This window comes from Microcoleus sp. T3_B1, assembly GCF_036700445.1.
Lineage (GTDB): Bacteria > Cyanobacteriota > Cyanobacteriia > Cyanobacteriales > Microcoleaceae > Microcoleus.
Genome location: NZ_JAUBOX010000051.1, coordinates 43,246 through 54,775, shown reverse-complemented (window position 1 = coordinate 54,775; position 11,530 = coordinate 43,246). Strand labels below are relative to the sequence as shown.

9 protein-coding genes and 1 rRNA gene are annotated in these 11,530 nt (G+C 46.9%); 3 read left to right on the top strand and 7 right to left on the bottom strand.

From position 1 onward, the window contains the following. Together QT990_RS23595 and QT990_RS23590 are read right to left on the bottom strand one after the other, a co-directional pair. Nucleotides 1-329, bottom strand: a 16S ribosomal RNA gene (locus QT990_RS23595); the annotation flags it as partial. A gap of 787 nt (nt 330-1,116) precedes the next feature. Further along, nucleotides 1,117-3,054, bottom strand: a complete 1,938-nt coding sequence (locus tag QT990_RS23590; protein WP_333146249.1) for a serine/threonine-protein kinase — start codon at nt 3,052-3,054, stop codon at nt 1,117-1,119. Nucleotides 3,055-3,556: 502 nt separating this feature from the next. Between QT990_RS23590 and QT990_RS23585 the strand changes: the two genes are divergently transcribed. After that, nucleotides 3,557-4,039 carry a 2Fe-2S iron-sulfur cluster-binding protein gene (locus QT990_RS23585; protein ID WP_333146247.1) on the top strand — a complete coding sequence of 161 codons (483 nt, stop codon included), beginning with the start codon at nt 3,557-3,559 and terminating at the stop codon, nt 4,037-4,039. A gap of 38 nt (nt 4,040-4,077) precedes the next feature. Next, nucleotides 4,078-4,548: a phycobilisome protein gene (locus QT990_RS23580; protein ID WP_333146245.1), complete on the top strand. Its 471-nt coding sequence runs from the start codon at nt 4,078-4,080 to the stop codon at nt 4,546-4,548. A gap of 17 nt (nt 4,549-4,565) precedes the next feature. On the opposite strand, the gene QT990_RS23575 is transcribed toward QT990_RS23580, so the two are convergent. The 5 genes from QT990_RS23575 to QT990_RS23555 all read right to left on the bottom strand — a co-directional run bounded on the left by QT990_RS23575 (nt 4,566) and on the right by QT990_RS23555 (nt 8,387). Beyond that, nucleotides 4,566-5,732: a pentapeptide repeat-containing protein gene (locus QT990_RS23575; RefSeq protein ID WP_333146243.1), complete on the bottom strand. Its 1,167-nt coding sequence runs from the start codon at nt 5,730-5,732 to the stop codon at nt 4,566-4,568. Between the two features lie 242 nt (nt 5,733-5,974). Beyond that, nucleotides 5,975-6,637 (bottom strand): V4R domain-containing protein, encoded by a 663-nt coding sequence (locus tag QT990_RS23570; RefSeq protein ID WP_333146241.1) that lies wholly within the window; start codon nt 6,635-6,637, stop codon nt 5,975-5,977. Between the two features lie 50 nt (nt 6,638-6,687). Then, on the bottom strand, nt 6,688-7,155 hold the full coding sequence (locus tag QT990_RS23565; RefSeq protein ID WP_333146239.1) for a phycobilisome protein: 468 nt from the start codon (nt 7,153-7,155) through the stop codon (nt 6,688-6,690). Nucleotides 7,156-7,325: 170 nt separating this feature from the next. Next, nucleotides 7,326-7,592, bottom strand: coding sequence for a hypothetical protein (locus tag QT990_RS23560; RefSeq protein WP_333042386.1), 267 nt, complete (start codon nt 7,590-7,592; stop codon nt 7,326-7,328). A 93-nt stretch (nt 7,593-7,685) separates the two neighbouring features. Then, complete coding sequence (locus tag QT990_RS23555; protein ID WP_333128737.1) at nt 7,686-8,387, bottom strand: V4R domain-containing protein; 702 nt, start codon at nt 8,385-8,387, stop codon at nt 7,686-7,688. Between the two features lie 279 nt (nt 8,388-8,666). Between QT990_RS23555 and QT990_RS23550 the strand changes: the two genes are divergently transcribed. Beyond that, nucleotides 8,667-10,502 (top strand): caspase family protein, encoded by a 1,836-nt coding sequence (locus QT990_RS23550; protein ID WP_333301062.1) that lies wholly within the window; start codon nt 8,667-8,669, stop codon nt 10,500-10,502. The last annotated feature ends 1,028 nt before the right edge of the window (nt 10,503-11,530 follow it).

Genomic DNA, 11,530 nt, shown 5'->3' with positions numbered 1-11,530 from the left:
CCCCACTGCTGCCTCCCGTAGGAGTCTGGGCCGTGTCTCAGTCCCAGTGTGGCTGATCGTCCTCTCAGACCAGCTACCGATCGTCGCCTTGGTGGGCCTTTACCCCCCCAACTAGCTAATCGGACGCGAGCTCATCTTCAGGCTATAAATATTTTCCCTTTCGGTACATCGGGGCTTAGCAGTCGTTTCCAACTGTTGTCTCCGTCCTGAAGGCAGATTCTCACGCGTTACTCACCCGTCCGCCACTAAGTATTTCTACTCCGTTCGACTTGCATGTGTTAAGCAGACCGCCAGCGTTCATCCTGAGCCAGGATCAAACTCTCCGTGTTGGATTGTTTTTTTTGGCTTTAATCAAGTTCTTTCTACTCAGCCCTCAAGGCTGGTTTTTTTCCCTTGACTTTTTTCTCGTTGTTTGCGATATTGAGTATCAGCTCTCGCTTTTACTCTCTATCTTGATTCTTTTGACGAGGTTAATAGTGCTTTAAGCTTTCAAACTATTCTTTTTTCTAGGTTCAGTTTTTTGCCTTTCTTTTGACCTTTAGTTCGTGGTTCAGTGAACCGCTTCCCTTCTGGCGCTTTATTAATGTATCAACTCTCCCCAGAGTTGTCAAGCGTTTTGTGAAAATATTTTTGACTTTTTTTTGAACCTATACACACCAAGGGTTTCGGCATTTATGACCTGCTCCGGTATCCCCTGGCTGACTCCTCTTTTAACTATGGGGTCTTTTTTTGGGGCAAGATTGGACTTTGGGGCAGACTATTTCCCGCGCATGGGTAGAAGGGCTCAGTGGTTCAACATGATGGGGCTTACTTGGAGTAGAGGTTAGGCAAAGTTAGAGTGTAAGGGGTGAGGCTGGATCACAGGGTGAGGATGACAGAAGCAGGCTGGTGCATGAGTCATATATATATATGTAAGTGGTGTCTGCATTTCTGGGACTTTACTGAGGGAGGTTTGGGTCTCAGATTGAGCCGATCGCCCTTAACAATTCCTCTGATTCAAAATCCAGAAGCTGACACGACACGGTACTCTAACCCCGATCGAACTCCCAGGAATCGATCGCCCCCAAATACACTCTCCAGAATTACACCCCCAAACTCCTTCAGTTACGCCAGTTATCAGCCCTTGATGAGCGAGCGCGAGTTGGTCTCCTCAACATCTACATCTAAAAAGTGCAAGTGACTCTCTTCCTCAGTATTGACAGCAATCACCAAACCTCTATTCCCCCAAGGAGCGATCGCCCGGGGTGAGGCGGGGCTGCTAAAATTCCCTACTTGAATCCCTTGACTGTTTAACACTTCTATCTGCCCCTCAACATCTGCCAACACCCATCCCCAATTAGCCACACAAGCAGACACGGGCAAACTTTCCAGGGGAATTCGCGCTACCTTGAGCGGCCACAATTTCATCAACAGCACAGCCGCTTTACCACCTTGGGGAATTCCCAGCAAAGTATAAGGCTCAGGTGTCAACAGCATCTGTCCCACGCTGGCAGACAACCGCACAGAACCCACCGGCGTGCCGCGGCGAGTGTAAACTCTAAAAATAGTTTGAGGATTTTTTGGTTCGTTGTCAGGCCAAACTGCTAAGACGTGTCGCCGATCCAAAAACATTAATTCTGGTAAATAGTGTTCTGGTAACGGCACAGTAGCGATCGGCTTCAGCGCTTTTTTCCGATCGCCCGCCGTGCTGTTTGCCGCTAAAGAATAAAAACGCAGTTCGCCGGGAACCGCTACTGTCAACCAGTTGCCGTGAGAGTCAATAGCAGCTTTTAAAGCATCTGGGCCTTGCCTCAAACCCATATCCAGCAAACACTGAGGCTCCCAAGAGTGTTCATTGAGCCAGTAAAGTTTTTGCGGAGTGAGAACGCAGCAGCCGTTGGAAACAGGTAAAATGCCGCGCACGATTTCCGGCATTAATGAAATAGAAGTAGACATTTCTCCTGTAACTAGCTGTTTTTCCGGCTGAGACCAAATCTTCACCTCTGTACCTACAGCAGCATAGAGATACGTTTCAGTGGCAATTAAAGCGGTCAACGGTGCAGGAAGTATCAGTGGCTTTGCCTGCGAAAGCGAATAGCGCACAGTCCGAAGTAAATTAATAGCCGACTGTGAAGCTTTTTCCTCTTCAACTTCTAGCAAAGACTCAGTTTCCGACTTCAGACCTTTATCACCACTGGTTGTGGGATTTTCCCAGGGAATAATGCAGTCGCCCAATTGTCTGACAGCAGGGTCGTACATGATCAGCCGCAGAGCTTGAGCCATTTGGGAAGCACTGGCAAAACGGCGGGCTGGCAGCTTTTCTAAAGATTTTTTGACTATTGCTTGCAAAGGTTCGGGGATGGCGTCGGGAAATTGCAAGCGTTGATTCAGGTGCGCCCACCTCAAATCTCCGGGGGTTCCCCCGAAAGGGCGGTAGCCCATTAGCAATTCAAACAGCAGAATTCCTACTGCATATATATCTGACATCGGCGAAAAGAGACCGTAAAACCGCTCAGGGGCCATGTAAGCGGGGGAACCTACGGTAGCGTCGGGAGAAATTTCTTGGTGGAGGCGAGTGGTACCTATTTCTGGCAGCCGACGCGCGATGCCAAAGTCAGACAGCCGGGGCGACCAACCTTTTGCTCCTAAAGTTAGGAGGATATTTTCGGGTTTGATGTCGCAGTGAACTACGCCTCGGCGGTGGGCGTAGTCTAAGCCGGCTAAAACTTCCATGACGAGCTGCAAACCTTCGAGCAGACGCAAGGGGCGCTCTTGTTTGAGCAGGTTGCGGAGGGTTCCTCCCTCGCAGTAGTCCATAACCAAGTACCGGCCTGTAGCTGTGTGTTCTAGAGCTCGGCAGGTAACAATGTTCGGGTGCTGCAAGGTGATCAGAAACCACAGTTCTCGCAAGAATTCGCTAGTTGGGGCTTTTTGATGACTAAGTTCTTTGAGAGCAACCAGTTGGCTGGTGAGGCGGGAGTCCTGGGCGGGAGCTTCTCGAACGCTGGCACAAAAGACTCGACCAAATTGTCCTTGTCCGACTAGCCCTAAAATGCGGTACTTAGAATGTTGCATCGGTCTAATTATAGAAAAAGCTTGAGCTAGTATTAAAATATGTAAATAATTCTGACAAAAATTCAACTTTTTGAATCGCTCGCCAGGTACAGCCTATGTTATCTCAGGTTCATTCTCAGCCTCCTTGAGAGCGATCGCACAGTCGCACCTACTAAAATCCTTGAGCTTCGGAATCACTATCAATCTTGCCGGATGCCGGTACCCGATCGGGAACTACCTGTGGCTGCTATTTTAGTCGATCGCGACTATTACAGTTTTTTCAATGCCATGCAGAAAGTCTCTAAGGTTTTAGCTTTTAAAGGCTAAGCTGGGGAATCGGGGCCAGGGAACAGCGATATGACCAAAACAGAAGTGCGGTTATGCCATAGGGGTTAGAGAGCCAGAAGCCGATGCTGTCGTCAAGGCATCTTAACCTTTTTGAGTGTTAGCCAAATTTTTTTGCGCTTTGAATAAGTTGATCGTAACTTGCTAAATACTGAACTTGACAGGAGCAAACATCAATATGGTTAAAATTATTAAACTAGATCCAATTGCGGAGGAAATAGCAGTCGAAACCCGATCGAATATCCTATCTGCCTTACTTTCCAAAGACTTAGACGTTCTCAAGGAATGCGGGGGGCGGGGAATGTGCGCTACCTGCCATGTTTACATTAAAGAAGGCATGGAAGGCTTGTCGGACATGAACCGCCGCGAGAAAAGGACGTTGGAAGTCATTACAACGGCTAAAGCCAATTCGCGACTTGCTTGTCAGGCTCAAATTATGGGCGAGGGTGTGGTTGTAGAGTTGCCTGCGGGGATGTACATTAATGCTATTGAAAATGTCGAAGCTCTGATCGGCCGCCGGGCCCAGCAAGATTTATTACACCCAATTACGGGTCAAGTAGTTGTAGAATCAGGAAAGTTAATTACTCGTTCTATCGTTACACAGCTTAATGAAACCCGCTTTCAAGTAGGACAGTATTTAGTTCGGACTAAACAAGCTTAAAACTGATATGTTTGTATTTTAGTAGTAGAGAAAAATCTATGTTGAGCCAACTTGCGCGTTTGAGCATGGAAGCAGACGGACGCTACGCCAGTGCAGAAGAACTCCAATTTTTGAAAGACTACTTTCAGTCTTTGAATCACCGGATGAGTGCTTATAAAAAAATTCAAGCATCTGAAACAGAAATTATGCGGCAAGTGGAAGCACAAATGCTGTCTCTAGACCCTAGTTTATTTCGGCGGGGGGGTAACGATATGACTGAAAAGTGCCGTGGAGATATTGTGCGGGTGTTGAGGCATTCGGCGGCCGCACTGTTGATTAATGATACGGAACGATTGCGCGATCGGCTACTACTTTGGTTGCAAACTATTTTAGGCGCTGTTCAAGTTAGAAATAGTGCGACCGTGACTTACGATGTGATGAAAAAGGTTCTCAAACAATATCTCACAGTGGAAGAAAGGAACCTATTTTTTCCAATTCTGGACATCAACCGCACTTTACTAGGCAAATAATCAAGGGGGTTGACAAGTTAACGCCGATAAACTGTGCCGTTAGGAAGAGTGGCTCCAATCAACTTCGCTCCCGTCAAATCCGCCTCAGTGAGAATGGCTCCCCGGAGGTTGGCTCCTGTCAAGTCAGCTTTCTGCAAGTTGGCTTTACTCAGGTTAGCTTTGGTCAAGTTAATTTCATGCAGGCAAGAATTAGAAAGGTCGGCATTGATCAGGTAGGCTAGACTCAAGTTGGCTTTGCTGAGGTTTGCTCCGCTCAAGTTAGCTTCCATCAGATAAGCACCGCTCAAGTTAGCTTCGTTCAACAATGCTTCTGCCATATTAATTCCAGTTAAAAGTTTGCGGCTCAAGTCTACACCGCCCAGATCTGCCCCGCTGAGGTTAATACCGCTTAAGTGGCTGCCATTCAAAGTAATGTTTCTCAGGTAGGTTTTGCTGAGGTCTGCTTTGCACAAATTGGCTCTATCTAAGCAAGCTTCGCTAAGGTCTGATCCGCTCAAGCACGCGCCGTTTAAATAGGCTTGAGTGAGGTTAGCTCGCCTGAGATTAGCTTTCAACAGGTTGGCTTTGCTGAGGTTAGCACGGGTTAAGTTGGCTCCGGCTAGGTTGGCTTTGGATAATTCGGCTCCGGTGAGCTGTGCTTCGGTCAAGTCTGCCTCTTTGAGACTCGCTAGACTTAAGTAAGCATCTTTGAAGTTTGCTCCGTTGAGATTGGCTTTAATCAGATAGGCTTTACTGAGATTTGCCTCAGTGAGAATGGCTTTGGTGAGGTTAGCGGCGCTCATATCTGCACCTATGAGATTAGCATTGGGAAGAATTGCTCCGGTCAGGTTTGCCCAATTCAGATGAGATCCGGCTAGGTTGGCGCCGGTGAGATTGGCATCGCTCAGATTGGCTCCACTCAGACTGGCTGCCATGAGGTTGGCGCCGGTGAGATTGGCTCCACTGAGGTCAGCTTTGCTGAGATTGGCTCGGCTCAGATGGGCTTTGGTGAGGTCGGCCCCGCTGAGGTTAGCACCGATTAAGTAGGGTCGTTGCTGGTGTTGGTTGAGGTTTGCCAAAATTAGAGTTGGGGCATCGCTGGAACGGTATAAATCGATCGGACTCAACACAATGCCGCGCAGATTGGCCAGTCTAAAATCTCTTTCGCCGGCTGCATATCGAGTTAGAAGTTCATTGGCGTCCATTAAGTTCTAGCAAAATGTTTGAGGTTTTGATGGCTTTTAAATTTTATGAGTTTCTAGAGTAAGTTATGAAGTTTCTAGCTGCTAGTTCTCATCAGGTTTTATTTGAATTGCTAAAACCTTATTTTTTAACTCACGAGCTTTTTTATAATTTAACTCACAGTTTTGATGATACGGTCGATAATATGGCTGCCCAAAAATCGATTTGACAGCTATTAGCAACAAACTAATAGCTGTCAAATAAGTCAGTTTTTTTGAAAAAGTTGAGTGAGAATAGCTTCATGGTCTTTTCCTTCTTCGACCATAGACTCGCCCGGTTGGAGGCGCTCGCGCAGCCCTAAAATAAAGCGGTTGCAGTCCGATCCCAATGATTCGCAGGATGTTTGCAGACAGTGAAGTTCTCGACCCGTAAGCTGACTAAAGAACGCACTTAAAATACCTGCTTCTAAAAAACAGGCCGGTCGCTTAGACTTGGGAGCTGTTTTAGCAAAAAGAGAGTTAGCAATTTTTACTATTAAAAATCCCTGTTCGGAATAGCTGGGGTCAAATTCAAATGTTCCCCATCCATGAGTTTTCCAACACTGCTGTAAGGACTGAAGAAATTCTACCATTTCCATTTCAGAAACTGGCTGACCGTAGTATTCGCTAACTTCTTCGCAAAAACGCACGTAGAAGTTTTTACCCCACCAGCGACCGCAGTTGAAAAGCACGAGGCGGGAGGCTTGACCTGTTTCTTGTTCTAAGCCGATATAAATGGCTTGAATCAGTGTTTCTGGGAGTGCTAAAAGCCGATCGCCCCGGCGGTTTTCGAGGAGGCCGAGTTCGAGGTCGCCTCGGACGTAGGCATCGCTGGCAAAGTAGTTTCCAGGGAGTCGGGGCTGTTTGAGTAAGTCGGCAATATTAATCATCGGAAATTAGGAATTGGGAATCGGGAATTGGAAATTGGGAAGAAAGCTGATTATTTATTACCTTGGTCAATAATTGACTGCGCTTGGTCGAAAAATGGTTGCAATATAGCCCGGGCTTGCTCGGAAAGCAATTCTTTTAAGCGAGTTTGCAGCAGATTGCAAACAGTTGCTTCGATCTTTTGAGTTTGGTGGGCTTCGACTATGCCGGAAAGCCAGTCTACAAGGCGCTGTTCGAGAAAATTTTGATCGTTTAGCAGCATAGCCATAGCGCAGTACCGCAAGACTAACACCCAATGTTTGAGCGATCTTTCTAAGGTTTCTTGTTTTTCGTCGGGGAATGTTTCTTGTAGTTTGTTGGCTACTGGTTGGAAGATGCTTGCTTCCTTCTCTCGCAAAAATTCGTAAATTTTTAAGCGCTGGACAAGGGTTACAGCTTGACGCTTAAAAGCCATGAGTTCTTCGCCTTTTAAAAAGCGGTTTTCTGCCTGATCCAGCAGCGCCTCAATCTCAGGGTGCATGATTTTAATTAAGTGGTAATCGGTAATTGATAAAAGGAAGGAAGTTCGGCAACGAGCTATGTACGGGATTTAACGGGTTTAACTAATGGATTTTGAGGGAGGAGGAAAGATGGGTGAGGGAAGATGGATGAGGGATTGCCCTATTTTTTATTTTCCATTTGGAACACAGATTAAAACAGGTCAAATAGGTCATCAATGGTGACTTCTGCTTGTTCAGAAATAGAAATTACTGGCAAGGGTGGCGGTAGGGGTAGGGCACCTACTTCCGGAATTCCTTCCCAAGAAATAGCTTGAAAAAAGTCTGCTACGGGCTGGGTTAAACTCAGAAGTTGACCGGGGGTCGAGCCATTTGGGGTTTCTAAAGATTTTCCCAGCCAATTATAGTGACCAAAGAATTCTTGGACAGATTGGTCCAACCATGAAGTTTGACTTTTCATCTTTCTTCCTGCCTGGAGAAATCCACCATCGCACTTTCATGGCGAAATTGGTGGGAGGAAAGGCAGGGCAGGGGATGTGCCTTTCCAGGTTGTTTACCGCAATATTTCACCGTGTTGCAATCGATTTTGAATATCGCGGGCGTTGGCACCTTCGTTGAGCCAGAATGCTGCTGCATCAATTTTATCTGGGTTGCCAAGCAGGAACTTGCAATAGGTTTCTCCCATTGAGTAACATTGGAGTTCTATGCAGCTCAGAGGCTTTTTGACTAAAGAGCCGAAGAAACCGGCGAACAAACCGGCGTATAGGTGGCAAACCGGTTTGCCTACGTCTCCCAATGTGCGAGCAACTGCTGAGTCAAAGAGGTTGATGAAGATGCAGCCGTGTTTGCGATCGCTCATGTCTACTTCCCAGCGACCCCAACCTTGAGCCGTGAAAGGCCACCACCAAGTTTCTAGCAGAAACATGAGATTTGACTGGCGAATGTTCTGGCTGTATTCGGCACTAAACCATTTTTGAAAAAATTCGGAATCTTGGAGTCCCCACTGGCAACCAATAGTATACATGATGACAGAGGACGCGGGGCCGACTTCTTCTTCGAGCCCCTCCACCAAACCGATAATGAAGTCTTCGCTGGTAAAAATGTTGCGTGACTCATTCCAGTCGTCAATTGTACCCATCTGGCGATCGAAGGCAAAAAAATCCTGAAACCTATAGTGGCTATGAGTTTTAGGATGCTTTTGCTTCAGTAATGATTCGCTGTGAGGGGAGATTTCTTTTTTGGCGGTAGAGACCATTGGCGGGTTATTCCTTTTTGGTGTAGTTTGGTGAAAATTAGAGTCAAATAGACTGGGCTATGTATCCAATTTAACTTTATTTTTCTCAAGGCAGGCACCGGGTATAATTTTTTACTGCAATATAAAAATTAAAAATTCTAGGATGCTAAATTTGGGGGCTTGTTGGGAGTTCTGCCTTCGGACAACTGTGTGAGTGCTGGCGAAAGTGGGTATAACCTTAAACGAGTATGTGTTATCGTTTTGTGCAAGCTGTCCACTATATATATAGGGCATATGGGGATGAAAAATCACGCTTGTATTGCAATAGGCATCAATCAATATCAGTTACTCCAGCCTTTGAGTTATGCCCAAGAGGATGCAGAGGCGCTGTACGGTTTTTTGACTGAGGAGGCGGGTTTTGCGCCGGATGGATGTCTACTGATGACCGATAGCTCGCCGTCGCTGTGGGGTCAATCTACATATCCAAATCGGGAAAATATTCTGAGATTGACCCAAAGCCTCTGCGCGCAACATGTGCAACAAGGAGATTTACTCTGGTGTTTTTTTAGCGGCTACGGTGTCAGCTATGAAGGTAAGGATTATTTGATGCCGATTGACGGCAATCCGGCTGACATTCAGGGTACGGGGATTCCGGTAGAGTTGCTGTTGAATACTCTGAAAAACGCTCCTACGGAAACGGTATTGGTGCTGGTTGATATGAACCGCAGCCAGATTGTGAAAGCGGGGGAAAAGATCGGCTCTCAAACGGTTGAGCTGGCGCGGGAACGGGAAATCCCGACGGTGCTTTCTTGCCGCCCGAATCAAGTTTCGCGGGAAACTTCGGCTTTGCGTCAGGGGTTTTTTACGACGGCGCTTTTGGAGGGGCTACGATCGGGACAGTGCATGACCATTAAGGGTTTAGACCGTTTTTTGAGCGATCGAGTGCCGGAGCTGTGTGACCACCATTTGCGTCCGAAACAAGAACCTTTGATGGTGGTGCATCCTCCGGGAAAGGCTAATTTGGTGATTTTGCCGGATGCTTCAGGGGTACCAACTGCTGCGTTGGCCGGACGCAACGGCAATATGACGGTTGGTACGGCTGATGGGTTCGATCACCCGCAAATGGCTACGGCTACGGCTCGAATGGATTTGCCTCCGGCAGTTCGCAATGCTGAGGATTCGCCGGTTGAGATGCCGCCTGTGTCGCAGCCGAATGCTGTGGCCCCTGCCGATCGGGGGGGCGATCGACCGAACTTGCAAAAGCCGCAGGATGAGCATAACGGGGGGTCGGATAAGTCATTTTTGCAGCAGCTAGTGTTGTGGAGTTCAGCTACGGCTTTGGTACTGCTGTTGGGTGTTTTTGTGACGAACAAATCAATTTTTATTGGTCAGCAGGAAAGAGATCCTCGATCGCCGGCTGAAAATGCCCAAAACCCTGGAGCTCAACAATCTATTGGTACTGGGGGGTCGCAAAACCAACCGCGGGCGGTGCAAGCAGGGAGTGGAACCAAGCAGCCACCATCGAGCCAGCAGGTGTGGGCTGAGGCAAAAACTTTCCTTAAGGATGGTTCGGCTTCTAGTTTTAATAAAGCGGTGGTTAAGGCTCGAACGATTCCGCCTAGCGATCCGCTCTTCCCGCAGGCTCAGCAGGATATTGAGCGCTGGAGTTTAACGATTTTGGATATAGCTAACGGGCGGGCTGCTCGGGGCGATTTCCAGGGGGCGATCGGCGCGGCTAAATTGATGCCGGATGTCAATAAGCCTGTGTACAATCAGTCGAAACAGGCGATCGCTCAGTGGGAGGAGCTATCCAAAGACCAGGATGTAAATGCTGCTTTGCTATCGGCTGCTAAGGGTCAAATTAAGCGGGGGGTTGCCTCTTCTTACAGTAAAGGCATCCAGCAAGCTAATAAAATTGAACCCGGTCAGCCGAAGTATGAAGAAGCTCAACAGTTAATTGGAGAGTGGAGCGAAAGTATTCTCAAAATTGCTAAGTTGCGCGGCTCTCAAGGAAAGCTGAAAGAGGCAGTTGAAGCTGCTTCGCTGGTGCCGTCGGGTACTAAGAGTTATCAGCCGGCTCAGAAGGATATCGCCAATTGGAAAACGAAGCTCCAACGCCAGCAGAAAAAAGGTTGATTTAGTTGATAATTTCTCGGTTTGCCACCGGGAAATTATCTTAGCGACTGACCGAAGTAGGTCGTTCGCTCGCTCGATACCTCTTGATAGTGCAAAAAAGAGACCGACATATCGATAATTTAAAACCAATAATTTTCTGCACCATTTCCCCTCCCCAGCTTCGGCGGGAGGGGATTTTCTATGCCCCCTGGCAGGTTCGTTTTTGTAGAGTGAAAGATATCGTATGGGCTGGTTAATTGGGGTTGCATAATACTGGGATGATTTTGATGTTTTTTGTGGATGGGCCCATGAGCCTGAAGGCGTGTATTTTCACAGCAGGCGGGACGCCTAACCCTACTCCCCACAATAATCCTCAAATTGTGCAACGCGGGTTAATTAATATCTTTAATTCACATCCAGAGTTCTCTAACTCGGCGCTTTCACCGTCAAAAACGAGGTGTTTTAACAATAAAACTGGCGGTATATATATGTTTAAATGCTGAAGAACTGTGCAATTATTTAATTTTAATAGTCAAGAAAAAGTTAATTTTTGTAGTTTATTGGGTAATAATACTATGCGCTTAATTTATAGTTAATTTTAACTTTATTGGTCAGCAAATTGGGCTATATCGAATTGCTATCTAAGGGAAATGGCTAAGGCAAAATCGCCTTAAAAGATCGGGTATGCAGAGTTAATTTTTTTTATCGCTCTTTGTGGGCTATTAGGAGCGATCGACGGATGGAACACTGTTTAAACTTGTGCTGTTTTTAAATTATTAGCAGTGACCGATCTGTTATGAATTATACAAAATGAGCCGTTACTGGCAATTCTCGCCGACGAGCGATCGCCCTCAATGAATTCAGGAAACAGATTCACCGCCACACAGCACAAAATATCTGGATTCGCAAGCTGCGAGTCTTCGTTGGCCCGGAGCTCACAACGCTGCCTTAATTAACACAAATAAGGGCTTTGCAAGAAAATCCCAAAAATATTTCCTTGAGAAACAAGAATAAAAACTTGCTCGCTTATTGTAGCCCCGGTAACAACA